Genomic DNA, 25,868 nt, shown 5'->3' with positions numbered 1-25,868 from the left:
GGTCCGGGTCTGAAAAAGCGGAGAGGCGGAAGCCGCCTCTCCGGCCGCAGATCAGCGGTATTCGCCTGCGAATTTCTCCACCAGCGCAATATTGGACTTGGTGACGAAGCCCGGGCCGGAGTTGATGGAATTGCCCGGAACCACGCCATAACGGGTCAGGTTGGTGAGGATCACCACCGGCAGGTAGCCCTGCAGATAGGGCTGCTGGTCGATGGCAAAGGAAATCACACCGGCCTTGATGGCTTCGGCAATTTCACCGGACAGGTCAAAGGTGCCGAAATGAATGGTGCCGGACTTGCCGAGATCTTCCAGTGCCGCCAGGGTCGGATGCGCGGAGGTCGGGCCGAGGGTCAAGATGCCATTGGTTTCCGGGTGGCCCTGCAGATAGGCCATGACCTTGGACTTGATTTCCGCCGGGTCCTGGCCGCTGTCGATCATCTGACCGCCCAGTTCCACGCCAAGCGCATCGGCATAGCCCTGGCAGCGCTCAACGGAGGCCGGGTTGGTGATGTAGTGGTTCACGCAAAGGAAATTGGTAACGCCTGCGGCCTTGGCCTTTTCACCGGCGCCTTTGCCGGCGGCATATTCCGGCTGGCCGACATGCATCAGCGCGCCAATTTTCTTGGACTGCTCTTCGGTGCCCGAATTGATCGTAATGACCGGAATGCCCTTGGCAACCGCGTTGGACAGCGGGCCGGACAGAACGTCATAATCGGCGATGGTCGCGATGATGCCATCGGGATTGGAGGCGGAGGCCTGCTCGATGATCCGGGCCATGTCGGCCAGATCGCCGGTCGGCGGATTGCGGTATTCCACTTCAACGCCCATCTGGTCGCCGGCAACGGCAATGGCGTTCTTGATCGTATTCCACCAGCTGTCGCTGTCCGGTGCGTGGCTGACAAGCACATAGCGCTCGCCATCTGCCGACGCCGGTGCGCTCATGCCGGTAAAGGCAATGGCCGCGGCAGCCATTGCAACGAGTGTCTTCTTCATACGTTCCTCCCAGAACAGGTACTGCAGGCCACTACTCCCGCCCGCAGTTTCAGAAGTCGAAGGTGGCTGCAGGATGTGCTGGCCACTTTTGGAATTTAAATTCCAATTTTGTTTTTATGCAACAGATTTTTTCCAAAATTATGCAGATCTGTTCCTCTGGGCGCCGACGGAGACGGCCAGGGCGATGGCCAGCGACAGGCTGGCGGACAGGGCCCGGAAGGCTCCGACATCAAGTTCTGAGACCAGCAGCTGAATGGCTTTGAACCGGGCCAGCGGGCTGGTGACCACATCGGTGATGGCAACAATGTCGGCACCCGTTGTCCGGGCTCTGGCCACCATATCGAGCGTCAGTTCGGTGTAGGGGGCGAATGTCACGGCAATGACCGCATCATTGGGCCGGATCAGATGCTCCATGTTGATATTGGCGATGCCGGAATGAAGGACGGCGGGAACGTCCATTTTCTCAAAGGCATAGGCAAGGTAGGACGTGACCGGGAAGGCCCTGCGGAAGCCGATCATATGAATGGTATCCGCCCGGGCCAGGACATCGACCGCCTGTTGCAGGGCGCTCGGGTCAACGGTTGCCATCAGGTTTTCCAGTGACGCCCGGCCGACCTCGACAAACTCGGCCAGAAGCGCAGACGGGGACCCGTTGCCCTGTTCGCGCAGTTTTTCCAGCCTGGTGGCATAATCAGGCCATTTCTGGGAATAGTTGGAGCGGAACAGCTTCTGCATCTGGGAAAAGCCGCTGAAGCCCATTTCCTGGCAAAACCGCATGACCGCAGAAGGCTGCACATCCGCACCCTGGGCCAGCTCTGCCACGGTGGAGACTGCGACCCGGTCCGGATTGGCGGCAATGAAATCGGCAAATTGCTTGAGGCGCTTGGGCAGCTCGTCGGCGCTGCTGCCAAGCCGGTTGAAAAATGCGTCGATGGTCTCTGGTGCAGGCGCCTCTTTTCGGGGCGGTTCGAGGGGCGTGTGCTTGGCATCTGTCATTGTCGTTATCTTTTCCCGCTTGACACATTCCGTGGAAAATGATTTTGGAATTTTTATTCTAAATTGGCAAGTCTTCGAGTATCAGCTCCACTCGCCAGTCATCCGGGAGGAAATACCATGGCTGTTCAGGTCGCCCTGCTTGGGGCGGGACGGATCGGGAAGGTCCATGCGAAGGCCGTTGGCGCCGCGTCAGGCGCGCGTCTTGTGGCGGTTGCAGATGCGGTGGACGCAGCGGCGGCCGCGCTTGCTGAGGCCTATGGCGCCGAAGTGCGGTCAATCGAGGCCATTGAAACGGCCACAGATGTGGATGCGGTCATTATCTGCACCCCAACCGACATGCATGCGGACCTGATCGAACGCTTCGCGCGGGCGGGCAAAGCAGTCTTCTGCGAGAAGCCCATTGATCTGTCCCTGGAGCGCACAAAGGCGTGCCTGCAAACGGTTGCAGAGTGCGGTGCGGTCCTGATGCTTGGCTTCAACCGCCGGTTCGATCCCCATTTCCAGGCGGTGCGGGACGCCATTGATGCGGGCAGGATCGGGGATGTGGAAATGGTTCAAATCACCTCCCGGGATCCGGGGGCGCCGCCGCCCGACTATATCCGCTCATCAGGCGGGATCTTCCGGGACATGACGATCCATGACTTCGACATGGCGCGTTTTCTTCTGGGCGAAGATGTGGTGAGCGTCTATGCGGCGGCCTCCGTTCTGGTGGATCCGGAAATCGGCAAGCTGGGCGACTATGACAGCGCCAGCGTTGTTCTGACCACGGCGTCCGGCAAACAGTGTTCGATCTCCAATTCCCGCCGGGCCACCTATGGCTATGACCAGCGGATCGAGGTGCATGGGTCGAAAGGGGCGGTGTCTGCAGAAAACCAGCGGCCTGTTTCCATTGAGCTGGCCACGGCGCAGGGCTATCAGCGCCCGCCGTTGCATGACTTTTTCATGACCCGCTATACGGACGCCTATGCGGCCGAAATCACGGCCTTCGTGGCAGCAATCGAGACGGGCAGCGCGCCCCGTCCGAGCGGTGAGGACGGTCTCAAGGCGCTTTTGCTGGCCGAAGCGGCACTGAAATCTGTCGCCGAGCGGCGCTCGGTCAGCGTGGATGAGATCTGACCCGGTTCCGCCTCGTATGACATGGGGAGGCAAGGCGGCACGGGGGTGTGCCGTCCCGGCTTCCACAAAGAGTTCGGGTCCGAACCCTGGAGTGCCGCCTGGAGGAGCGCGGCGCCCTGCTTTGATACTTTTTGACCGGGAGGAACGGTTATGGAGAGCGTTGGCATTGGCCTGATCGGCACCGGGTTCATGGGCAAGTGCCATGCGCTGGCCTATGGGGCGGTAAAGGCTGTGTTCGGCGATGTGCCGGAGATCCGTCTTGAGGTGCTGTGCGATGTGCCGGCGGACAAGGCGGACGGCTTTGCCGCGCAATTCGGCTTCAAGCGGGCCACGGCGGACTGGCGGGATCTGATCAACGATCCGGCGGTTGATAGTGTCTGTATCACAACGCCCAACAAGGTGCACAAGGAGATGGCGATGGCCGCGCTTGCAGCGGGCAAGCATGTGCATCTGGAAAAGCCGATGGCGCTTACCCTGGACGAGGCAAGGGAGATGGTGGCGCTGGCTGAGGCGCGGGATGTGAAAACCATTGTCGGCTACAATTACCTGCACAATCCGGCGATCACCCATGCGCGCAAGCTGATTGCCGATGGGGCCATCGGCCGGATCGTGCAGTTTCGCGGGGTGGTGGATGAGGATTATCAGGCGGACCCGGAGCTGGCCTGGACCTGGCGCGCCACCAAAGATGCTGCCGGGCTCGGCACGCTGGGGGATTTGGGCTGCCATCTGATCTCCCTGGCAACGGCGCTGGCCGGGCCGGTCAAGAGCCTGATTGCAGAGACAAAGACCATACATTCCACCCGGCCTGTGGACGATGGCTCCGGCGCACGCAAGGCGGTGGAAAATGAAGACATTGCCTCCGCGCTGCTGACCTTTGAAAGCGGTGTGCACGGCGTGGTGTCTACCTCCCGCAGCGCCTGGGGGCGTAAGAGTTACATTGCCTTTGAGATTCACGGCACGGAGGGCATGATCACCTTCGATCAGGAACGCATGAACGAATTGCGGCTCTACCAGAACCGGGGACCGGCCGCCGAACAGGGCTTCAAGACGCTGCTTACCGGCCCGGCCCATCCGCCCTATGGGGTTTTCGTCCCGGCCGCCGGACACCAGCTCGGCTTCAATGATCTGAAGGTGATCGAGGCGCATGAATTCCTGCGTGCCATCATCGAAGACCGCCCCGCCGTTCCCTCTTTCCGGGAGGCCCTGCATTTCGAAGAGGTCATCCACGCCATTGCGGCCTCCGCAGACAGCGGCCAGCGGGTTCAGGTCGGCTCCAGCTGATCCTTTGGCAGGGTTTCGCTCCAGATCCTGAGTTCATCCAGGACCTTGAGCGCGGTTCTGCCGAACTCTGTGATTTCATATTCCACCGAGACGGGCGCGGTGCGCAGAACTGTTCTGGACACAAGGCGCCGCTCTTCAAGCTGCTTCAGACGTTCTGCGATCATTTTCTTGCTCGCGCGCCCAAGCATGCGGGACAGGTCGTTGAAGCGGACGGGGCCGTCTTTCAGGTGCCAGAGGATCGAGCCGGTCCATTTGCCACCCAGAATGCGCATGCCCTGTTCAATCGGGCATGGGCCTGTGCAGGCGTCCAGAACAACCCGGCGTCTGCCTTCGGTTTTAAGCCGGCCAGCCATGATGCGTCTCCTGTCAGGTCACTAAAATCAGGTTACAAAAAGTATACTGGTTGATTTTCGTTACCTTATTCCTCATCTCTTGCCCCAGTTCAAGAAGCGCTTTCTGCGCAGCATTGCGATGACATTTGGACCAGGGAACCTGACATGCCAAAGCCTGATATCCACCTTTATACCGCGGCAACGATGAACGGCTACAAGCCGGTGATCTTTCTGGAAGAAGCTGGTATTCCCTATGATCTCACATTCATTGATTTCGCCAAAAGAGATCAAAAGGCTCCGGATTATGTGAAGCTCAATCCCAATGGCCGCATTCCGACCATTGTGGACCGGGGCAATGAGGATTTTCCTGTGTTCGAAAGCGGTGCCATTCTCTGGTATCTGGCTGAAAAATACGGCCGGTTTTTGCCGGAGAGCCCGAAAGCCAGATCTGAAACGCTCCAATGGCTGATGTTCCAGATGGGCGGGATCGGCCCGATGATGGGCCAGGCAATGTATTTTCAGCGGATCGCAGCGCCCAATGGCCACGAGGAGCCGTTTTCGATCAAGCGGTACGTTGACGAGACGCGCCGTCTGCTTGAGGTGCTGAACACCCGTCTTGAGGGCCGTCACTGGCTTGCCGCCGAAACTTACACGATCGCTGATATGGCAACCTTTCCCTGGGCGCGGGCCCATGTCTGGGCAAAAGTCTCTGTTGACGGGCTTGACCATCTTCAGGCCTGGTTCGACCGGATGGATGCCCGACCGGCGGTGCAGAAAGCGCTGACGATCCCCAAGGCCCAGCCAGCCTTCTGGGGGCATGCTGACGAGGCGGAGTTCCTGAAGGAAAATGCCGCGCGCTTTGCCAGTGATGTAAAGGCGACGTAGCGGTTTGCCGGGCTGCGCCTGGTTCTATACCCTTGAGACAGATAGGGACGGCCGGGCAGGAGTGCTGCCTGGTGCAACAGGATAGGGCGGGGGCACTCTTGGCCAAGGTACTGGTTCTTTTTGCGCATCCAAGACCGGACAGGTCGGAGGTGAATTTTCCGCTGTTTGAAACCGCACAATCGGTCGCGGGGGTCACGGCCGTGGATCTATATGGGGTCTATCCGGACTTCAGCATCGATGTGGAGGTGGAACAAGCGAAGCTCCTGGCCCATGACGTGATCGTCTTTCAGCATCCGCTGTTCTGGTATTCGGCGCCGGCCCTTTTGAAAGAATGGCAGGATCTGGTTCTGGAATATGGCTTTGCCTACGGGCCGCACGGCAATGCGCTGCGCGGCAAGGTGTTCTTGAATGTGATTTCTGCTGGGGCGAGCGCGGCGGCCTATTCTCCCGACGGTTTCAACCGGTCGGACCTGCGCAGCCTGCTTGCGCCTTTTGAAAAAACAGCGGATCTGTGCGGCATGCGCTTTCTGGCGCCTTTTGCGCTGTTCGAGGCTGGACGGGCTCTTGAAGAGGGGCGGCTGGACCGTCACCGCAACGCGTATGACGACCTCCTGAAAGCGCTTGTGGCTGAGCGCCTTGATCTGGACAAGGCCGCGGCTGCTCTGGTCCTCGGACCTGCGCTGGAGGATGTCATGCTGAAAGGGGAGGTGGTCTGATGGGCTTGCTCGGGGATGCGTTTGTCTATCTGTGCGCGGCGGTGGTCGCGGTGCCGGTTGCCAACCGGCTCGGCCTTGGCTCCGTACTCGGTTATCTGATTGCCGGGGTGGCCATCGGGCCTGTGCTCGGCATTGTGGGGGCGGAAACAGTCGATGTGCAGCATTTTGCCGAATTCGGCGTGGTGATGATGCTGTTTCTGGTGGGGCTGGAACTGCGGCCGGCCATGCTCTGGAAGATGCGCCAGCAGCTCATTGGCCTTGGCGGGCTTCAGGTGGTTGGAACAACGGCGGTCTTTGCCGGGATCGGCATGGCGGCGGGCCTGTCCTGGCAAAGCGCGGTTGCCCTTGGCATGATCCTGGCCCTTTCGTCCACGGCCATTGTTCTGCAGACGCTGAATGAAAAAGGCTGGATGAAGACCCAAGGCGGGCAGGGCTCCTTTTCCGTGCTGCTGACCCAGGATATCGCCGTGATCCCGATGCTGGCGCTGCTGCCTCTTTTGGCGGGCCAGCATGGCGAGGGGCATGGGGCAGAGCTGGGCGGTGACGCTCACGGAGCGTCCCATGGCGGGGAGGCTCTGGCCGCATTGCCCGGCTGGATGCAGGCCGTGATCATCTGCGCGGTGATCGCGGCGATCATTCTGGCCGGGCGGCATCTGCTGCGGCCGGTGTTCCGTTTCATTGCCGAAGCCCATTTGCGGGAGATCTTCACCGCAACAGCGCTGCTGCTGGTGATCGGGATTGCGCTCTTGATGGATTTTGTCGGCCTGTCCCCGGCGCTGGGCACGTTTCTGGCCGGGGTGGTTCTGTCGGACAGCGACTACCGCCATGAGCTGGAAAGCGATATCGAACCATTTAAGGGGCTGCTGCTCGGCCTCTTTTTCCTGACGGTCGGGGCGGGTATTGATTTCGGCCTGCTGCTGGGGGCTCCGGTCACGATCCTGGGGCTTGCCCTTGGCCTGATGGCGGTCAAATGCGCGCTGCTGTTCGGGCTGGCGACGCTGTTCAAGCTGACCGGGGCGGACCGGTGGCTGTTCGCCCTGGGACTGGCTCAAGCGGGCGAGTTTGCTTTTGTGCTGTTCGGCTTCGCCTCCGGTGCGGGGGTTCTGGAACCCGGGCTGTTGCAGATCATGACCCTGGTGGTGGCCATCACCATGCTGCTGACCCCGGCGCTGTTCATTTTGTATGAAAAGATCATTGCCCCCAGAGCGGTGAAGCCGTCCGGCCGGGAAGCGGATGTGATCGACAGCAAGGGGCGGGTGGTCGTTGCCGGGATGGGGCGCTTTGGCCAGATCGTGTCGCGGCTGCTGCTGACCAGCGGCTATGATGTCGTCATTCTCGACCATGACCCGCAGACGGTCGACAATCTGGGGCGCATTGGCTTGCGCACCTTCTATGGGGATGCCACGCGCCCGGATCTGCTGCACGGCGCGGGACTGGGCGAGGCGGATCTGTTTGTCGCGGCCCTGGACGACCGGGACAAGCAGACGCTTGTGGTGGAACATGTGGCCAAGACCTATCCGAAGGTGACGATCCTGGCCCGGGCGCGGGACCGCCACCATGTCTATGAACTGGAAAAGGCCGGGGCCCATTTCGCCGAGCGCGAAGTGTTTGAAGGGGCGCTTACCCTGGGCCGGAAAGCCCTGATTGAGCTCGGCGCTCATCCCTTCCGCGCCCGGAGCCGGTCACAGGACTTCCGCAAGCACGACGGCAAGATGCTCGACGCGCTTCGGGAGAACTATAATGACGGCGGCGTCGACACATCCTATATCGATGCCATGCGGGCGCATTCCAAGACCCTGTTCGAGATCATGCGGGTCGACCGGGGGCAAGACGGGCACGACCGGACGGAGCGGGGCTGGACCCCGCCGCCCAAAGGAGATGCCAGACTTTAGAGTTCGAAGCCGGCCGCATCAGCTAGAGCTACAGCTTCAGGGAAAGGAAACTTCATGAGCAACATTTCCGGCCAGGGCCTTGAGGAGGTTCTGGAGATCGACATCGTCTCCGATGTGGTCTGCCCCTGGTGCCTTGTCGGCTTCAAGCAGCTGGAACAGGCCCTTGCTGAAACCGGCATCTCCGCGACGGTGACGTGGCATCCGTTTGAGCTCAATCCGGATATGCCGGCGGAGGGGGAGAACCTGCGCGCGCATCTCATGCGCAAATATGGCTCAACCGCAGAGCAGTCCCAGTCGGTTCGCGACCGGCTGACGGAGTTGGGCGCCGGGCTGGGCTTTGAGTTTCGTTTCACCGGCGATATGCGTATGGTCAACACCTTCAAGGCGCACCGCCTGTTGCATTGGGCGGTGGCGGACGGCAAGCAGCACGCGCTCAAGATGGCGCTGTTTGCAGCTTATTTTCAGGACCACAAGGATCTTTATAACGACGCTGTTCTGGTCGACATTGCCGGAAGCGTAGGCCTTGATCCGGCAGAAGCCCGCACAGTTCTGAAAGAGAACCGTTTTGAAGCCGAGGTGCGCCAGGCGGAAGCCTTCTGGACCCAGAACGGCATTCACGGCGTGCCAGCGGTCATTTTCGAAAAGCGCCACCTTGTCTCCGGGGCCCAGGGCACCGGGAATTATGCAACCATTCTGCGCCAGATTGTCAGCGGCGCGGCAGCTTAGAGCGCTCTTCCCGCCTCTCTCTCCTTTGCCGCCCCGGCCGTGCGCCGGGGCCTCCTTGCCTTCTGGCAAAGGTCCCCCAAAGCGGAGGTCCCGGATCAGCTCCGGGACGGTCTTTCGAAGGGGAAAGGAGCCCGCGTTCGAAGCTTGTTCGAACTCATCTTGAGGAGAGGGGCACCTTTCCCGGAAGGAATGACGCCCCTAAAGCGCTTCGAACAGAACCCCTGCCGCCTCAATCCGGCCAGCCGGGGTGTCGGCGGGCTCTGAGCCATAGTTGGTCCAGATCCGCAAAGGTCCCGCATCCCGGCAGCGGACGCCGCCTTCAAGGCGCAGAAGCGGCAGGCCGGCGTCTTCGCACAGATCCCCAAACAGGCGGATCCACGCCGTCTCGTCACACCAGCCGCCCACATAGGTCAAATTCCCCTCGCGCATGGCGGCCTGCTGGCCGTCCGTCAGCTCCAGAACGGGCTCAGCGGCGCCTTCCAGTTCTTCTCTATAGCCGGCGAAGCACCCGCCATTCTTGAGCGGCATCGGCATGTCGGGACGCAGGCTCTCCACACGGGCCACGGTCACATCAAGGCCGGGCATGTCCGGCGGCAGGGGCACGGGAAGCACCATCTCCTCCGTTCTGGCGGCGGTTCTGGGGCCGAGCACGACATTGGCGTCCGCTTCGGCAAGGGCCTGTTTCAAAGCTTGCGGCATGTGGATCAACCCGGGGGCGGCAACAAGCTTGTATCCGCTGAAATCCCTGGTGTCCGCGCACAGGATGTCGATGGACAGGCCAAGTTTCCGCAAGGCCTTATATGCATCGAACACCAGCTGGAAATAGCTTAGGCCCGCCCCGTGGGGCTGGGTCGTCCAGGCAAAATCCGCGTCATAATCGAAGATCAGCGCGACCGGGGCCTGCCTGCTTTCAACATCCGGCGCCGTGACCAGGTCGTCCGCTACCTGCCGGGCTTCCTTCAGGGCCGGGGCATCGGCATTGTCGGAACGCAGCATGCCCGCATGCATCTGCTCCTGGGCAAAGGGTGCCTGACGCCAGCGGAAATAACACACGGCCTCCGCCCCATGGGCATAGGCTTCCCAGGCCCACAGGCGCATCATGCCGGGCAGGGGCGCCGGGTTATAGGGGGCCCAGTTCACCGGCCCGGGCTGCTGTTCCATCACCCACCAGCGGCCCTTGCCGACGGCCCGGTAAAGGTCGTGATGAAAGGCCTGAAAATCCGGGTCCCCCTGGCGGGCAAAGGCGCGCTGATGGGCCGCATCCGCGCCGACCCGGTCTTCCAGAAAGCCGAGCGGGTAGCTGTCCCAGGTGGCGATGTCGAGATCATCGCCGACCTTGAAATGGTCAAAGTCCGTGATCCGGCCCATATAGTTGTGACTGATGGGCGCTTTGGAATGGGTGCGGATAATCTCCGTCTGCCGCCGGTTGAAGGCGGCCACCTGATCGGAGGAAAACCGCCGGAAGGCCAGTGTGTGCGCGGGGTTCGGTTCGGTCACCGTCAGGTTGGGCAGGCCGATCTCGTCAAAAGACGCATAGTCCATGGACCAGAAGACATTGCCCCAGGCCCGGTTCAGAGCATCAATCGTGCCATAGCGCTGTTCCAGCCAGACCCGGAAGGCGGCAAGGGCTGCCGGAGAATAGGACAGGATAGTGTCATGGCAGCCATATTCATTGTCGGTCTGCCAGGCGGCAACATGGGGATGGGCGCCATAGCGTTCTGCAAACAGGCGGACGATCCGGTCGGATTCCTGTTTGTAGCCCTCATGGGAAAAACAGTAATGCCGCCGGGAGCCGAAGCCGCGCGGGCGCCCGTCCGCATCCAGTGCGACCATGTCCGGGTGCTTTGCCACCATCCAGCGGGGCGGGGTTGCGGTCGGCGTGCCCAAAACCACCTTCAGCCCGGCTGCACCGAGCACGTCAATGGCCCGGTCGAGCCAGTCAAAGGTGAGCGTTCCGGGTGCCGCCTCCAGCCGGGACCAGGCGAATTCCCCGACCCGGACCCAGGTCAGGCCAGCCTCTTTCATGCGACGGGCATCGGCTGCCCATATTTCTTCCGGCCAGTGTTCGGGATAGTAACAGGTTCCAAGCGTGCGCTTCATGGGGTCCTTTGAGCCTCGCTTTAAAGGATCACGCGGTGTTCGGCCTGGCCGCGCGTTGTGGTCTGGGCGAAATAGGTCTTGCCGTCGTCCGGGCCGTCCGCACCTTCGGCGGCGGAGGTGGCAAAGAGGGTCTGCAGATCCGCACCGCCAAAGGCGGGGCAGGTGATCTGGCTGGCGGGCAGCGTGATTTCCTCCACAAACCGCCCTTCCGGTGAATAGCGGGCCACCCGGTGGCCGCCCCAATGGGCGTTCCACAGATGGCCGTCCGTGTCGACAACGGCGCCATCCGGGTAGTAGCCGCCCGGGGCAAGATCGATGAAGAGATCGGGCTCGGTCTGCGGCCAGCCGTCTGCGTCCAGCGGCACCTTGCGGATTTTCTGGGTGTCCGTGTCGGCGAAATAGGCGGTCTTGCCGTCGGGGGCAAAGCAGATCGCGTTGGAAATCGTGATGTCCCGGTAGAGCTGGCGCAGTTCGCCCTTGTAATAGCGGTAGATCGCCCCGGCGCCGGGCTCAGCCTCAAAGCCCATGGTGCCGATCCAGAATCCCCCTTGCGGGTCGGCGCGCCCGTCATTGGAACGGGTGGCTGGCGTGTCTGCCTCAAGGGCGCAAAGGGTGCGTTCGGCATCCGTTTCCAGATCAAACAGGAACAGGCGGCTTTCGCTTGCAATCAGCAGTTCAGTCCGGCTGACCCAGCCGGCGGAGGACACGTGCTCGTCAAATTGCCAGACCTTGGGCGTGCCGTTGTCCCGGCTGCGCAATTGCTTGTTCAAGATATCGAACCAGAACAGTTGCTGGCGTTCGGGATGCCAGAGCGGGCCTTCACCCAGGCGGCAGCGGTGGTCGTCAAAGATGTGGCTCATCCGTTCAGGTTCCTGCGATCGCCTTGTCATAGGCTGAGACGATGGCCTCGGCGCGTGCCTTGATGTCCAAAACCGTCAGGCCGGGCTTGAAGAGCGCGGTGCCAATGCCGAAGCCGGTGGCGCCCGCCTTGATCCAGTCGCTGAAGTTTTCGGGGCCCGCGCCGCCAACCGGGTAGGTGGGAGTGCCGCCCGGCAGAACCGCCAGCATGGCTTTGAGGCCGGATGGGCCGATCAGGGAGGCGGGAAAGAATTTCAGGCCGTCGGCACCGCTGCGCAGGGCGGTGAAACACTCGCTCGGGGTCATGACACCGGGAAAGGACTGCAGACCTTCCGCCTTGGTGGTTTCAATCACATCCGGGTTGCAGTCCGGGGAGACGATCAGGGTGCCGCCGGCCGCCTGAACGCTCAAGACCTGATCGGGCCGCAACACGGTTCCGGCGCCAATCTGCGCCCGGTCTGCACAGGCTTTGGCCATGGCTTCGATGCTTGTGAGCGGGTCAGGTGAATTGAGTGGCACTTCGATCCGGGTGATGCCTGTCTCGATCAGGCACTCGGCAACCGGAAGGGCTTCGGCCGGGGTCAGCCCGCGCAGGATGGCAATCAGGTTCCGGCTCATGAAGCCTCCTTTTGATAGGTCGAATAGGCGAGGGCGAGGCCGTTCAATGTGGTTGCTTCCGCATCGAGCGGGCGGGCCTCAAAGCCCAATTGGGCCAGCGCGCCCTGATAGGCTTTGGCGATATGGTCAGTGCCCAGAAGCATGACGGTGTTCAGGGGAAAGTCCCGGCGGATGGCGGCGATCTCGGCGCCGATGAGCAGGCCGGACAGGCGGCCTCTTGCAGCCTCCGGTTCCAGATCCGCAACCAGCCCGGCGGCCCGGATGCTGAACAGATCCGTCGCCAGTGCTTCCGGGGCTTCAGCCATTGCGGCCACCGCTGCGGCAAAGGCGGACCAGTCAAATCCCTTTGCTGCCACGCTGTGGCGCAGCACGGACTGGCCGGACAGAAGCGCGAACAGCTCGCCGGTCATGCAGGTTCTGAAACGGGTGACCTGCCCGGCCTCCAGCCGCACCCATTTGGTATGGGTGCCGGGCAGGCAGAGGGTTCCCGAATGGCCGGGCTGTCCTGCCAGAAACCCGTTGATCTGGGTTTCCTCGCCGCGCATTACATCTGCCGGATCAGTCTGCTTGATGCCGGGCAGGATGCGGATGTCGAGCCGGGGATCCCGGGACGGTGCCTGTGTGGCGGTTTGAAGGGAGGGCGGCGGGCAGGGCACGGCCCGATAGGGGGCTTCGGCCCAGCCCTGACGAGCCCCGGCCATGCCGCACATGATCACCGGGGTCGCACGGCCTGTGGGCAGCAGGTCGTCAATCAGCTCCAGCAGGGCCGGTTCGAAGCCGTCTCTCTCAAGAGTGATCATACCCCTGGCAGAGCTGCGGTGGGCCAGCGTGCTGCCCTGCGCATCCAGAGCCCAGATCCGCAGATTGCTGGTGCCCCAGTCCACGGCAATCCAGTCCACCGCAATCCTGTCTGCTTCGGGCAGCAAGGTCATCCCGTCACCACAACGCCGCCATCCACGACCAGCGACTGCCCGGTCATGGCCTTGCTGGCATTTGAGGCCAGAAACAGCACCGGATCAACCATGTCATCCGGGGACAGTTCCACCTTCAGACACTGGCGCTCAATATGGGTGGCCAGGGCTTCGGGTGTCACCCAAAGATCCTTTTGCCGCTGTGTCAGCACCCAGCCCGGAGCGATGGCATTGACCCGGATGTTGTCCGGACCGAATTCGCGCGCCAGACTGCGGGTCATGCCGTTGAGCCCTGAATTGGCGGTCGTATAGGCCGCATAGCCCGCATTGCCCATCATGTAGGAAATAGAGGTGAAATTGACGATGGCGCCGCCGCCGGCCGCCCGCATGCCGGCAATGACATGCTGGCATGCGAAGAAATAGGCTTTCAGATTGATGGCCTGGGACCAGTCCCAGAACTCTTCGTCCACCTCTTCGGTCTTGTGGCGCGTGTCGTTGGCGGCGTTGTTGACGAGAACGGCAATGGGGCCGTTGGACGCCACCGCCTCGTCAATGGCGCCTTTCAGCTCGTCGATCTTGGAAATGTCGCAGGGCAGGAACAGGGGGCGGCTGCCGTGCTGGCGTTCCATCTCGCCGCAAAAATCAGAGGCATCCGAGCGCTGGACAAATGCCACCTTGGCCCCTTGTGCCAGAAAGCCGGAGGTCAATGCCGCGCCGATCCCGGAACCGCCGCCTGTAATGAAGACCGACTTGTTTTTCAGATCCGGATAATTCGCGTGCATCGGACGCTCCCTTCAGGTTTTTGGCAAAAGCCATGCGTTCAAAAAAATACGTCAGCCCGGGCCGGGTCAGAGCCGGGTGCCTTCCAGAACCCAGACCGTTCCGGGGAAGTGCCAGGGCAGCAAGAGACCTTTGGACATGAGGACCTGTCCGCTGGCCTCCCACTCGGAGGTCTTCAGATAAGGGGTGCCTCTGGAAAGATGCGTGACTTCGTCCCGGTTGCGCAGGCAGACCCGGTAGCGGGCGGCCTGATCAAGCCCGGTCAAGCGGAGGGGGCGGGGCAAGATCTGCTCCGATGCCCGGGTCTTTGCGGCAAAGACCACGAACCGGTCTCCGTTCTGCGCCAGATGTGCTTCGCCGGTGACGGCCGGATCGGCACTGTCGAGGCGCAGGATATCGGCCGCCATCAGCCAGTCCCGGTTAGCGCGCCACCAGCCGGTGACGCTGCGCAGGAGCGCCGCTTCCTGATCCGTCAGTTCGCGCGGGTCCATCTCAAAGCCCATATGCCGCTGGGCGGCCGTCCAGGCCCGCAAGCTCATATCGAGCACCCGGCCTGATGTGTGGCACCGGCGGGGGCCCACATGGGAGCCGGTCACGCAGGCGGGCAGGAACAGGGCCGCATCATGCTGGATGCGCTGGCGCTCCAGCGCGTCATTGCTGTCCGACAGCCAGACCCGCTGGGTCCGTTCCAGAATGCCGGAATCGATGCGTCCGCCCCCCGATGAGCAGCTCTCGATTTCAACGCCGGGAAAGGCAGCCCGCAGCCGGTCCAGAAGGTCATAGACCCCTTCGGTCTGGGCCGCGTCAACCACTGGCAGGACCCGGTTGTGATCCCATTTGATATAGCCGATCCTGTTGGCGCCAAGAAGGGCGGCGATGCGCTCATATAGGTAATCGCGCACGTCCGGCCGCGCCATGTTCAGCACCAGTTGCTGACGGCCCCGGATCTGGTCCGCAGGCCCCAGCACCCAGTCCGGATGAGCCCGGTAGAGGTCGCTGTCCTCGTTGATCATTTCCGGTTCGAACCAGAGGCCGAATTCCAGGCCGAGCGCTGTGACATGGTCGATGAGCGGGGTCAGCCCGTCCGGGTATTTTCTGGTGTCCAGAACCCAGTCGCCCAGGGAGGATGTGTCATCGTCCCGGCGGCCGAACCAGCCATCATCCAGCACAAACCGCTCGGCCCCCAGGTCCGCCGCACGGGACGCTATGGATTTGAGTTCTTCCAGCTTGTGATCGAAATAGACCGCTTCCCAGCAATTATAATGCACGGGCCGGGGCGCGCGGGCACCCGTGGCGGTCTGTGCGCGCAGATGCCGCTGGAAGCGGACCGCCGCGCCATTCAGCCCCTCAGCCGAATAGGTGGCGTAAAGCGGAGCGGTGCGGAAACGGCGCCCCGGCGCAAGGCTCGCAGACGCATGGCCGAATTGCACCTGGCGGCGGCCATCCGCCAGTTCTTCGGCCACCATCTTGTGGCCGCCGGACCAGCCATAGTGGAAGGCATAGGCCTCTCCAGCGGTGTTGGACGTGCCGGGGGCGCAGACAATCAGCCCCGGGAAGTGGGCGTGGTCCGTGCGGCCGGTCCGGTTGTCGCGGGTCCGGGCGCCGGGCGCAAAAGGCAGGCGGCGGGTCTGGAACTCCGAGCACCAGTGGCCGGAAAATTCGATCATCTCGCCCAGATGGGGGGCTGCGGGCAGGACCGGGGCGGCCAGCCAGTCGGTGGTCAGATCCTCGGAGCTGTCCAGTAGTGTCTGAAGTTTGAGCAATCCGCTTGCCGGGTCGAGCGCCAGATCGAACGTCAGGCTAAGCCCTAGCGCGGCATCAGAAAAGGTCAGGCACAGGGCACTCTCAGAAGCGTTCTCCGGAGCATTCTCGCCATGAAATCGGAAACTGGGCGCCAGCACGTTGCCGGAGGGGCCGCGCAGGGTCAGCCCCGTCTGGCCGGGAAAGGTCTGGGAAGCTTCCGGGCACAGGCTCAGATCTGCATTTCGGTCGATCATCCCGGCGGCCACATCCGGACGGGAGGCGAGGGCGAGGGGCTCGAGCAGCTCGCCTTGGGGCAGGGCCGGTCCCCAGTAAACGGCTTCAGGCAAGCGGTCGTCAAAACTGGCCAGCACAAGGCTTTGATGGGGCGCGCGCAGATGCCAGGTGCGGATCATTTGACGGCTCCCAGGGTTAGCCCGGCAATGAAATGGCGCTGCATCAGGAAGAACATGGCAACGGGCGGAAGGGCGGCAACGATGGAGCCGGCGCTCATCAGGTGATAGGCGGCCCGGTACTGGGCGTTGAAGGAGGTGATGCCTGCCGTTACCGGCTGGCTCTCTACGCCCTGGGTGAGCACCACGGCCCAGAAATAGTCGTTCCAGATGAAGGTGAAGATCAGGACCGCGAGGGCGGCGATGGCCGGTTTCATCAGAGGCAGGACCACATACCAGAAGATCCGCCATTCCGAGACACCCTCGACCCGGGCCGCCTCGATCAGCTCAAAGGGCAGGGCGCGGATGAAGTTGCGCATGAACAAGGTACAGAACCCGGTCTGGAAAGCGATATGGAACAGGACCAGACCGGTGATGGTGTTGTAGAGGCCGAGCTGCAGGGTGAGGTCGCGCACAGGGACCATCAGGATTTGAAACGGCACGAAATTGCCGGCCACGAACATGAAGAAGATCCAGATATTGGCCCGGAACTTGTAAATGCCGAGAGCAAATCCGGTCATGCAGGACAGGGCCACCGCACCGATCACGGTCGGCACCGTGATCAGAACGGAGTTCAGCAGATAACGCGGCATATCGGAGGCGGTGAAGACCAGCCAGTAATTGGTGCCGCCTTCAAAGCTGGACGGCCAGCCCCAGTAGTTGCCGTTGGCGAAATCCGCATCCGGCTTGATGGAGAAGATGGCCACCGCGATCAGCGGCAGCAGCCACAGGATCAGCGCCAGCGGCAGAAGGGTCTGATAGGTGATCTGCCAGGCACGGGGCGCGCGTTCAATCGGAGCCGGGAACATGTCAGCGCGCCTTTTCTTCTTTGTACATGGACCACAGGAAATAGGCGATGAAGGCCAGCATGATCAGGAACAGCACCACGGCGATGGCGGCGCCGTAGCCCATGCGGAAGCCATATTCGGACAGGGCCACCTCGAACATGTAGAAGCTGAGCACCCGGCTGGCGCCGAAGGGGCCGCCATTGGTCATCACTGAAATCAGGTCGAATGAGCGCAGGGCGCCGATAATGGTGACCACAAAGGCAATGAACGTGGCGGGCCGCAACTGGGGCACGATGATGTACCAGAGCATTTTCCAGCCCTTGGCCCCGTCGAGGCGGCCAGCCTCGATCTGCTCCGGGTCGACCGCATTCAGGCCGGTCAGGTAGAGGATCATGCAATAGGCGGTCTGGGGCCAGAGTCCGGCGGCGATGATGCCGACCGTGACCCAGTTTTCATCCCCCAGCACATTGACCGGGGGCAGGCCGACAGAGCCGAGCAGCACATTCAAGATGCCGAATGTGGGATCGTAGAACCAGGTGAAGACAAGGCCGACCACGACCTGGGAAATCACGAAGGGGAAGAAGAAGAGCGATTTGTAGAGCCTGATGCCGGTGACCGTCTGGTTCAGGAAAAGGGCGAGGAACAGTCCCGCCGGAATCGCCAGAAGATAGAGCACCAGCCAGATGACGTTGTTCTTCAGGGAGGTGTAAAAGGCGTCGTCCCAGTAAAGTTCCTCATAATTGTAGAGCCCGACATATTCTGCCTTGCCCAGGCCGTCCCATTCGTAGAGGGACAGGTTGAAGGACTGGAAGATCGGAAAGATCACATAAAAGAGGAAGAACAGAATGCCCGGGGCCAGGAACAGCCAGGGGGTTATCTGCTGCTGGTTCTTGTGCCACCAGGAGCTCTGGCGGGCGGCGGGAGAGAACGCTGTGGCCATTGGAAAAGACTTCGTGTCGGCGGCAGAACGAATAACAGACGGCAGAGGGCATGGCGCCCCCTGCCGGACTTGGCGTGAGCGCCTTAGCGGTAGATCCGCTCGCGGGCGCGGTCAAGACGGGCCAGGATCTTGTCCAGATTGTCCGGCTTGACCATGAATTCCTGCAGGCCTTCCATGGCGACCTTGGCCATTTCAGCCGGGGCGTCGCGGTCGAAGAACTGGGCGACACCGCCCGGGGAATTCTGGGACAGCATTTCAAAGCCCTGGACCAGGAACTTGTCGTCATCCACCGAGGACTTGGCGTTGACCGGCAGCTGGCCGAGATGTTTGCCGTCATTCATCCAGGTCTGGGCGTCCGGGGATACGGCAAATTTCAGGAAGGCACGGGCAGCTTCCTTGTTCTGGGCATTGGCCGGAATGTGGAACGTATCCGTCGGTGCGTCTTCGGCCTTCTCAATGCCAGGTGTAATTTCCACGAACTGATAGAAATCGAGCTGGTCGTCGCTCAGGCCAGCGTCCCGCAGCGGGGCGACCGCAAAGTTGCCCATCAGATAGGCTGCCGCATCCCCCTTGACCATGAAGGGCAGGGCCTCTTGCCAGCTATAGGTCTGGTGATTGTCGATGAAGGCGCCCATGTCGATCAGCTCCCGCCAGTTGGCGAAGGTCTTGCGAACTTCGTCGGACTGCCAGGAGGCCTTGCCGGTCAGCAGGTCCATATGGAAGCCGAAGCCGTTGGTGCGCATGTTCAGATAGTCGAACCAGCCGCCTGCGGTCCAGAGGAACTTGGTGCCGATGGTGTAGCACTTCTTGCCCGCATCGAGGATCTTCTGGCAGTTGGCCTTTTCCTCTTCCCAGGTGGTGGGTTCCTTGAGGCCAAGCTCGTCGAAAATGTCTTTCCGGTAGTAAACGCCCCACTGATAGTAGGTGTAGGGAACGCCCCACTGCTTGCCGTCAATGGTCAGGGCGCCTTTGGTGGAGGCGAGGTTCTCGGCAATCTCCGGGTCCTGCCACAGGTCGGAGACATCTTCAAACAGTCCGGCTTCCACATAAGGGCGCATACGGTTGGCCGCATACCAGGTGGCTACATCCGGCGCGTTGGCAGTCAGGAAGTTGCGGATCTGGGTCTTGTAGGCTTCCCGGTCGATCACCGTTGTCTCGATGTTCAGATCCGGGTTCTTGGCCTGGAATTCCTCCACAAGCCTTTCCATCGTGGCCCGGGGGGCCGGGTTGGATGTGTCGAGGAAGATCTTCAGATCCCCGCTCAGGCCGTCGGCAGATGCGCTGCCAAGGCTCGCGGCCAGAAGGGTGAAGGCGGCTGCGGACGTCTTCAGCATGGAACGCATGGTGTCCTCCCTATAGGTACCATTATGTGAAACTTAGTTTTGTATATTGATACTCTGAGGCGATAGGGGTAGGTTGTCAACAGGCTCGCGCAAAGAAACAGGCTGCTGGAGGACAGGATGAACAAACAGGCAAGCGGTGACGGAACCGTCGGCAAGGCACTGGAGGTGCTGGACCGGGTGGCGGCCATGGGGCGGCCCGTGCGCTTTACCGAGCTTCTGTCCGGCAGTGCGCATCCCAAGGCCACGCTCTACCGCCTGCTGCAGACGCTGGTGAGTCAAGGCATGCTGGCCTATGACGAGCATCTCCAGACCTATTCTCTTGGCCTCCGTCTGGTGCGTCTGGCCCATGCGGCCTGGCGCCAGAGTTCCATTGCCCCGATTGCCCGGCCCTTTGTCGGGGGGTTGTCGGAAGCCGTCGGCGAAACGGTTCACCTGGCGCAGCTCGATGGCGCACAGGTGCTTTATGTCGACAAGCGCAACGCGGTCAATCCGATCGATATGTATTCCCAGGCGGGCAAGATCGGGCCGGGCTATTGCACAGGCGTCGGCAAGGCGCTGCTTGCGCATCTGGAACCGGAGGACCTGGACGAAGCCCTCCTGAAACAGTCTTTTTATCAATACACTCCAGCCACGCTGACGAATGAGGCTGAACTCCGGGCGGAACTGGAAGAGATCCGGAAGGACGGGGTGGCCTATGACCGGGAAGAGCATGAGCCCGGCATCATCTGCATCGCAGCACCGATCCTGTCCGCCAAAGGGCGGCCGCTCGGCGCGCTGTCCGTGACCACATCCACGGCCCGCAAGGGGTTGAACGAGCTGTCTGGCCTAAGGCCCCAGGTTCTCAAGACAGCGGCTGAAATTGCTGCTGCTGTCGAGACATGGCAGTTCCCTGCCTGAAAAAATCCTAGGGAGAAGAAGAAAAATGTCTGGCGTCACGCTGAGCAAAGCCGTCAAAAAATATGCGGACCTTCAGGTCATTCACGGGGTCGACCTTGAGATTGGCCATGGGGAATTCTGCGTCTTTGTTGGGCCGTCGGGCTGCGGAAAGTCGACGCTGCTTCGCATGATCGCGGGGCTGGAAGAAACCTCCTCCGGCACCATCCAGATTGGCGGGCGTGATGTGACCCGGCTTGATCCTTCAGAGCGCGGCGTGGCCATGGTGTTTCAGACCTATGCACTCTACCCGCATATGACGGTTGAGGAGAATATGGGCTTCGGGCTGAAGATGACCGGCCATCCGAAGGCGGAGATTGCTGGCAAGGTTGCCGAGGCCAGCCGGATCCTGAAGCTGGACCCCTATCTGAAGCGCAAGCCAAAGGCCCTGTCTGGGGGGCAGCGCCAGCGGGTGGCCATCGGCCGGGCGATTGTGCGCGGGCCGGACGTGTTTTTGTTTGACGAACCCCTGTCGAACCTCGACGCGGAATTGCGGGTCGACATGCGTGTTGAAATTGCCCGGCTCCACAAGGATATCGGCGCGACCATGATCTATGTGACCCATGATCAGGTTGAGGCGATGACGCTGGCGGACAAGATCGTGGTTCTGAGGGCTGGCCGGATCGAGCAGGTCGGCACGCCGATGCAGCTTTACTCCGATCCGGACAACAAATTCGTGGCGGGCTTTATCGGTTCGCCGAGCATGAATTTTGTCGAAGGGATTGCCGGACCGGGGACGGTCACCGTGCCCGCCTTTGGCGGTCTTTGCGTGCCGGTCAATGTGGCTCTGCCGGGAGAGGGCCAAAAAGTTCTGGTTGGCCTCCGGCCGCAGCATCTGAGCATTTCAGAAAGCGAAGACGGGGCTGAAGTGGACCTTTGCGAACAGCTGGGCGGGGTCGCCTATTCCTATCTCATCTGCCCGACGGGTGAGCGCGTCATTGTGGAGACCAAGGGCGAGGAGGCCCCGGTCAACGCGGGCAAGGTCGCACTCTCCTTCGATCCGCCGTCAGCCCTTCTTTTTGATGCGGACACCGAACAACGCTTGCGCTGAACTTTTCACTGTCCCGTTTTCTTCATCATGAGGAGGGCGGCCAGGCGCTGATCGAAGCCCCTCCCCCCCGTCGAGACAGAGCTTGCGCGCGTCCTCAGCATGAAGATGTTGCGGAGGTCGGCTTTCAAGGTTTCTTTGCGCTTTGCCGCCCCGGCCTTGCGCCGGGGTCTTCTGACGATCGTTCTGAACTGGTCCCGGATCGGGCCGGGGACAGCGCTGGCGGAGGCGCAGCCGCAGCCGAGGCAAGGCTGCTGGTGATCTGGTTAGGGCAGATGTTTGAGGGCGCCGAAAGCCCGTTCGAAATCAGTCATCTGTCTTCCATGGAAACATGTGACATAGTGGGTCGGTACTCAGGACGCGTAAGGGGGTATCGGTTTTGTGTCAGACACGGCGTGGGGCGAGAGCTACCTCGGGCCGGCCCGTGGCCTGTTGGGAAAACAGGTTGCTCACCTTGACATGAATACTGATTCAGATTTCATATATTGACCGGTCTCCGGAGCAGCTCGGGCAAAGGCGGAAACAGTCTGCCTCTCTGCCAGCGGAGATCCATTGGGAGGAGTTTAAGATGACCAAACGCTTTTCAAGCTGGGCCGTGCCGTTGGCGGCGGGCCTTGCTCTGGCGGCCGCAAGTTTTGCCGGCGCGGCAGCCGAAGATATCAAGATCGCCCATGTCTACGGCAAGACCGGGCCTTTTGAGGCCTATGCCAAACAGTCCCATACCGGCCTGATGATGGGGCTGGAATATGCGACGGACGGCACGATGGAAATTGACGGCCGCAAGATCGTGGTGATCGAAAAGGACACCCAGCTGAAGCCGGATATCGGCAAGGCGGCGCTGGCCGAAGCCTATGGCGATGATGAAGTCGATATCGCCATAGGCCCGGTATCATCCGGCGTTGCGCTGGCCATGCTGCCGGTGGCCGAGGAATACGAAAAGCTTCTGATTGTGGAACCGGCCGTGGCCGATTCCATCACGGGCGAGAACTGGAACCGCTATATCTTCCGCACCGCGCGCAACTCGTCCCAGGACGCGATTGCCAATGCGGTGGCCCTTGGCCAGGACGGCGTGTCCATCGCCACGCTGGCTCAGGACTATGCCTTTGGCCGGGACGGGGTTTCTGCTTTCAAGGAGGCTCTTGAAGGCACTGGCGCCAAACTGGTGTTTGAGGAATATGCCCCGACCGACACCAAGGACTTCACCGCCAATGCGCAGCGGATCTTTGATGCGCTCAAAGACGCTCCCGGCCGCAAGTTCCTGTTTGTGATCTGGGCCGGGGGTGGCAATCCGATCAGCAAGATCAAGGCCATGGAGCCGGAGCGATTCGGTGTCGAGATCGCAACTGGCGGTAACATCTTGGCGGCCATGAAGGCCTACAAGGAGCTGCCGGGCATGGAAGGGGCGACATACTATTACTACGACATCCCCAAGAACCCAGTGAATGACTGGCTGGTCACGGAACACGAAAAGCGCTTCGGCACACCGCCGGACTTTTTCACTGCGGGCGGCATGACCGCGGGCATGGCGGCCGTTGAGGCCATCCGCAAGGCCAAGTCGACGGAGACCGAAGACCTGATTGCCGCTATGGAAGGAATGGAGTTCGAAACACCCAAGGGCAAGATGGTGTTCCGCGCTGAAGATCATCAGGCGCTGCAATCCATGTATCACTTCAAAATCCGGGTCGATCCTGATGTGGAATGGGGCATTCCCGAACTCGTGCGCGAGTTGAAGATCGAGGACATGTCCATTCCGGTGCGCACCAAATAAACGGCACACCGGCGGCCGTTTTCTGCAAAACTGCACCCTGGCCCCATCCTGCCAAGGCAGACCCGGCTGGACCCTTTGGGTCAGCCGGGCCATGATCCTTGTGCCGACGGCCCGTTTCAGGATTTTTCAACATGGCTGAAGAACACCCAGTTCTGGAAACCTCGGATCTGACCATCCGCTTCGGCGGCCACGTGGCGGTCGATCATGTGTCCTGCGGCTTTGAGCGTGGCACACTGACCGCGATTGTCGGCCCGAACGGCGCGGGCAAGACCACCTATTTCAATCTGATTTCCGGCCAGTTGCGGGCAACCGGCGGCACGGTCCGGCTGAATGGGGAGGACATCACCCGGATGCCCGTGCCCGAACGCGCGGACAGGGGCATCGGCCGGGCGTTCCAATTGACCAATCTCTTTCCAAGCCTGAGCGTGCGGGAAAATGTGCGCCTCGTGGTGCAGTCCCGGGCGCGCAAGGGCTTTGATCTGTTTTCCATCGCCGAAAGCCACGTGGAATTGATTGAACGCGCGGATCATGTTCTGGCCGAAGTGCGTCTGATCGATCAGGCCGGGCAGACGGTCGCGGCCTTGCCCCACGGGGACCAGCGCAAGCTGGAAGTCGCGCTTCTGATTGCCCTCGGGCCCCAGGTGCTGATGTTTGACGAACCGACCGCCGGCATGAGTGTCGATGAGCTGCCGGTCATTCTGGATCTGATCAAGATCTTGAAGGCGGACATGGACCGGACCATCCTGCTGGTGGAGCACAAGATGGACGTGATCCGCTCGCTCGCCGACCGGATCATTGTCCTGCACAATGGGGCGCTGGTCGCCGACGGAAACCCGGCGGAGGTGATCGCGCTGCCCGTTGTGCAGGAAGCTTATCTGGGTAAAACGCCGGAGGTGGCCTGATGGGGGACGCGTTGCTGAGCCTGTCTGGTGTTCATACGCGCATCGGCCCCTATCACATCCTGCAAGGGGTGGATCTTGAGGTGCCGGAGGGCGGTGTGACAGTTCTGCTGGGCCGCAACGGCGCGGGCAAAACCACGACGCTGCGCACCATCATGGGGCTCTGGACGGCCTCGGACGGCGAGATCCGATTTGACGATCACCTGATCAGCCGGCTGGACACGCCTGCGATTTCCCGGCGCGGCATTGCCTATGTCCCGGAAGATATGGGCATCTTCACCGATCTGAGCGTGGCCGAAAACATGACCCTTGCCGCCACGGGCGGGGCGTTTGACGGCAAGCGGCTTGCCTGGATCAAGGAGCTGTTTCCGCCTATCGGCAGTTTCTGGGACGCTTCTGCGGGAACGCTGTCCGGCGGGCAGAAACAGATGCTGTCTGTGGCCCGGGCGATTGTCGAGCCGCGCCGCCTGATCCTGATTGACGAACCAACCAAGGGACTTGCACCGGCGATCATCAGAGCCATGACCGATGCCTTGCGCGAGTTGAAGGAAACGGACACGACCATTTTGCTGGTGGAACAGAATTTCGCGATGGCCTCGTCAATCGGGGACACGGTGGCGGTGATGGATGATGGCCGCATTGTGCATGCCGGGCCCATGCAGGCCCTGGCCGGGGATGCGGCCTTGCAGGAAAAGCTGATGGGGCTGAGCCTGGAGGCGCATCAATGAGTGGGACCGCAATCAAGCCGCGTATCGAAAAGGTGCCGCTTCGCGAGCTGTTCTTTCAAAAGCTGCCGGTGGCGCTGGTGCCGCTTTTGGCGCTGGCCGGATTGATGGCTATCGGCAATCCGTCCAGCTGGCTGACGCTGACCGTGGCCGGTCTGGCCATGGGCATGATGATTTTCATCATGGCGTCGGGGCTGACGGTGGTTTTCGGCCTGATGGATGTGATCAATTTCGGTCATGGCGCCTTTGTCACCGTCGGCGCCTTTGTCGGCTTCACGGTTCTGGCCTGGCTGGCGGGCTGGACGGCTTCGCCCAGTGTGCTGCTCAACCTGGCTGCGGTGCTGGCCGCAATCCTGGCGGCCATGGCCATCACCGCCCTGCTTGGCTTTGCCTTTGAGCGGGTCATTGTTACGCCGGTTTATGGCGAGCATCTGAAGCAGATCCTGGTGACCATGGGCGGGCTGATCGTGGCCCAGCAGATGATCCATGTGGTCTGGGGCCCGGACGAATTGCACCTGTCGCGGCCGGAAGCCTTTCAGGGGGCCTTTGTGTTCGGCGAAGCGGCGATTGAAAAATACCGGCTGGTCGCGGTCGCGGTCGGGCTCGCACTGTTTCTGGCCATGCGCCACGTTCTCAAACACACCAAGATAGGCCTTTTGGTGCGCGCCGGTGTCGAGAATGGCGAAATGGTCGAGGCGCTTGGCTATCGGGTGCGCCGGCTGTTTCTGATCGTGTTCATGACCGGCTCCGCCCTGGCCGGGCTTGGCGGGGTCATGTGGGGCCTCTATCAGGAAACAATCACGGCCCATATGGGTTCTGAGATTATGGTGCTTGTGTTCATCGTGGTCATTATCGGCGGCCTCGGCTCGGTCGAGGGGTGTTTCATCGGCGCGCTGCTGGTGGGGCTGCTGGCCAACTACACCGCCTTTCTGGCGCCCAAAGTGGCTTTGGTTTCAACCATCGCGCTGATGGTGGCAGTGCTCATGTGGCGGCCGCAAGGCCTTTACCCGGTCGTCAAAGCCAAATAG

At 61.6% G+C, this 25,868-nt stretch carries 24 protein-coding genes; 12 read left to right on the top strand and 12 right to left on the bottom strand.

The window, feature by feature from the left end; translation table 11 throughout:
- Positions 1-51: 51 nt before the first annotated feature.
- Together ACXAIC_RS13455 and ACXAIC_RS13450 are read right to left on the bottom strand one after the other, a co-directional pair.
- Positions 52-993 (bottom strand): sugar ABC transporter substrate-binding protein, encoded by a 942-nt coding sequence (locus tag ACXAIC_RS13455; protein ID WP_475179735.1) that lies wholly within the window; start codon positions 991-993, stop codon positions 52-54.
- 138 nt (positions 994-1,131) lie between these two features.
- Positions 1,132-1,989, bottom strand: coding sequence for a MurR/RpiR family transcriptional regulator (locus ACXAIC_RS13450; RefSeq protein ID WP_475179732.1), 858 nt, complete (start codon positions 1,987-1,989; stop codon positions 1,132-1,134).
- 117 nt (positions 1,990-2,106) lie between these two features.
- On the opposite strand from ACXAIC_RS13450, the gene iolG reads away from it, so the two are divergent.
- Positions 2,107-3,105, top strand: coding sequence for an inositol 2-dehydrogenase (gene iolG, locus ACXAIC_RS13445; protein WP_475179726.1), 999 nt, complete (start codon positions 2,107-2,109; stop codon positions 3,103-3,105).
- A 150-nt stretch (positions 3,106-3,255) separates the two neighbouring features.
- Positions 3,256-4,386 carry a Gfo/Idh/MocA family protein gene (locus tag ACXAIC_RS13440; RefSeq protein WP_475179722.1) on the top strand — a complete coding sequence of 377 codons (1,131 nt, stop codon included), beginning with the start codon at positions 3,256-3,258 and terminating at the stop codon, positions 4,384-4,386.
- Here ACXAIC_RS13440 and ACXAIC_RS13435 read toward each other — a convergent pair.
- Positions 4,368-4,739 carry a winged helix-turn-helix transcriptional regulator gene (locus ACXAIC_RS13435; RefSeq protein WP_475179719.1) on the bottom strand — a complete coding sequence of 124 codons (372 nt, stop codon included), beginning with the start codon at positions 4,737-4,739 and terminating at the stop codon, positions 4,368-4,370. The genes ACXAIC_RS13440 and ACXAIC_RS13435 overlap by 19 nt on opposite strands.
- 144 nt (positions 4,740-4,883) lie before the next feature.
- On the opposite strand from ACXAIC_RS13435, the gene ACXAIC_RS13430 reads away from it, so the two are divergent.
- The 4 genes from ACXAIC_RS13430 to ACXAIC_RS13415 all read left to right on the top strand — a co-directional run bounded on the left by ACXAIC_RS13430 (position 4,884) and on the right by ACXAIC_RS13415 (position 8,937).
- The gene (locus ACXAIC_RS13430; protein ID WP_475179714.1) at positions 4,884-5,603 is read left to right on the top strand and encodes a glutathione S-transferase family protein; all 720 of its coding nucleotides are present in this window, start codon (positions 4,884-4,886) and stop codon (positions 5,601-5,603) included.
- Between the two features lie 71 nt (positions 5,604-5,674).
- Positions 5,675-6,319 (top strand): NAD(P)H-dependent oxidoreductase, encoded by a 645-nt coding sequence (locus ACXAIC_RS13425; protein WP_475179708.1) that lies wholly within the window; start codon positions 5,675-5,677, stop codon positions 6,317-6,319.
- Positions 6,319-8,211: a monovalent cation:proton antiporter-2 (CPA2) family protein gene (locus ACXAIC_RS13420; protein WP_475179704.1), complete on the top strand. Its 1,893-nt coding sequence runs from the start codon at positions 6,319-6,321 to the stop codon at positions 8,209-8,211. The genes ACXAIC_RS13425 and ACXAIC_RS13420 overlap by 1 nt, the downstream gene beginning before the upstream one ends.
- 54 nt (positions 8,212-8,265) lie before the next feature.
- The gene (locus tag ACXAIC_RS13415; protein ID WP_475179701.1) at positions 8,266-8,937 is read left to right on the top strand and encodes a DsbA family oxidoreductase; all 672 of its coding nucleotides are present in this window, start codon (positions 8,266-8,268) and stop codon (positions 8,935-8,937) included.
- Between the two features lie 198 nt (positions 8,938-9,135).
- On the opposite strand, the gene ACXAIC_RS13410 is transcribed toward ACXAIC_RS13415, so the two are convergent.
- The 9 genes from ACXAIC_RS13410 to ACXAIC_RS13370 all read right to left on the bottom strand — a co-directional run bounded on the left by ACXAIC_RS13410 (position 9,136) and on the right by ACXAIC_RS13370 (position 19,467).
- A complete protein-coding gene (locus tag ACXAIC_RS13410; RefSeq protein WP_475179698.1) occupies positions 9,136-11,037 on the bottom strand; it encodes a beta-galactosidase in 1,902 nt (633 codons plus the stop codon).
- A 20-nt stretch (positions 11,038-11,057) separates the two neighbouring features.
- Positions 11,058-11,897, bottom strand: coding sequence for an SMP-30/gluconolactonase/LRE family protein (locus tag ACXAIC_RS13405; RefSeq protein WP_475179696.1), 840 nt, complete (start codon positions 11,895-11,897; stop codon positions 11,058-11,060).
- 4 nt (positions 11,898-11,901) lie between these two features.
- The gene (locus tag ACXAIC_RS13400) at positions 11,902-12,513 is read right to left on the bottom strand and encodes a 2-dehydro-3-deoxy-6-phosphogalactonate aldolase (protein WP_475179693.1); all 612 of its coding nucleotides are present in this window, start codon (positions 12,511-12,513) and stop codon (positions 11,902-11,904) included.
- Entirely contained in the window at positions 12,510-13,445 is a 936-nt protein-coding gene (locus tag ACXAIC_RS13395; protein WP_475179689.1) for a 2-dehydro-3-deoxygalactonokinase, read from the bottom strand. Before ACXAIC_RS13395 ends, ACXAIC_RS13400 begins: the two co-directional genes overlap by 4 nt.
- On the bottom strand, positions 13,442-14,206 hold the full coding sequence (locus tag ACXAIC_RS13390) for an SDR family NAD(P)-dependent oxidoreductase (protein ID WP_475179686.1): 765 nt from the start codon (positions 14,204-14,206) through the stop codon (positions 13,442-13,444). The genes ACXAIC_RS13395 and ACXAIC_RS13390 overlap by 4 nt, the downstream gene beginning before the upstream one ends.
- A 66-nt stretch (positions 14,207-14,272) precedes the next feature.
- Positions 14,273-16,360 carry an alpha-galactosidase gene (locus ACXAIC_RS13385; RefSeq protein WP_475179682.1) on the bottom strand — a complete coding sequence of 696 codons (2,088 nt, stop codon included), beginning with the start codon at positions 16,358-16,360 and terminating at the stop codon, positions 14,273-14,275.
- Positions 16,357-17,205 (bottom strand): carbohydrate ABC transporter permease, encoded by an 849-nt coding sequence (locus ACXAIC_RS13380; RefSeq protein WP_475179680.1) that lies wholly within the window; start codon positions 17,203-17,205, stop codon positions 16,357-16,359. Before ACXAIC_RS13380 ends, ACXAIC_RS13385 begins: the two co-directional genes overlap by 4 nt.
- Position 17,206: 1 nt before the next feature.
- A complete protein-coding gene (locus ACXAIC_RS13375; protein ID WP_475179677.1) occupies positions 17,207-18,124 on the bottom strand; it encodes a carbohydrate ABC transporter permease in 918 nt (305 codons plus the stop codon).
- Between the two features lie 83 nt (positions 18,125-18,207).
- Positions 18,208-19,467, bottom strand: a complete 1,260-nt coding sequence (locus ACXAIC_RS13370) for an ABC transporter substrate-binding protein (protein ID WP_475179674.1) — start codon at positions 19,465-19,467, stop codon at positions 18,208-18,210.
- A gap of 117 nt (positions 19,468-19,584) precedes the next feature.
- On the opposite strand from ACXAIC_RS13370, the gene ACXAIC_RS13365 reads away from it, so the two are divergent.
- The 6 genes from ACXAIC_RS13365 (at position 19,585) to ACXAIC_RS13340 (ending at position 25,868) form a co-directional block, all read left to right on the top strand.
- The gene (locus tag ACXAIC_RS13365; RefSeq protein WP_475179671.1) at positions 19,585-20,364 is read left to right on the top strand and encodes an IclR family transcriptional regulator; all 780 of its coding nucleotides are present in this window, start codon (positions 19,585-19,587) and stop codon (positions 20,362-20,364) included.
- 25 nt (positions 20,365-20,389) lie between these two features.
- On the top strand, positions 20,390-21,451 hold the full coding sequence (locus ACXAIC_RS13360) for an ABC transporter ATP-binding protein (protein WP_475179668.1): 1,062 nt from the start codon (positions 20,390-20,392) through the stop codon (positions 21,449-21,451).
- Positions 21,452-22,016: 565 nt separating this feature from the next.
- Complete coding sequence (locus tag ACXAIC_RS13355) at positions 22,017-23,216, top strand: substrate-binding domain-containing protein (protein WP_475179665.1); 1,200 nt, start codon at positions 22,017-22,019, stop codon at positions 23,214-23,216.
- 131 nt (positions 23,217-23,347) lie between these two features.
- Entirely contained in the window at positions 23,348-24,118 is a 771-nt protein-coding gene (locus ACXAIC_RS13350) for an ABC transporter ATP-binding protein (protein WP_475179662.1), read from the top strand.
- Entirely contained in the window at positions 24,118-24,843 is a 726-nt protein-coding gene (locus ACXAIC_RS13345) for an ABC transporter ATP-binding protein (RefSeq protein ID WP_475179658.1), read from the top strand. Before ACXAIC_RS13350 ends, ACXAIC_RS13345 begins: the two co-directional genes overlap by 1 nt.
- Positions 24,840-25,868, top strand: a complete 1,029-nt coding sequence (locus tag ACXAIC_RS13340; RefSeq protein ID WP_475179654.1) for a branched-chain amino acid ABC transporter permease — start codon at positions 24,840-24,842, stop codon at positions 25,866-25,868. The genes ACXAIC_RS13345 and ACXAIC_RS13340 overlap by 4 nt, the downstream gene beginning before the upstream one ends.

This window comes from Roseibium sp. AWQ4_254 (genome assembly GCF_056161025.1).
This window is presented reverse-complemented; position numbering and strand designations above follow the sequence as displayed.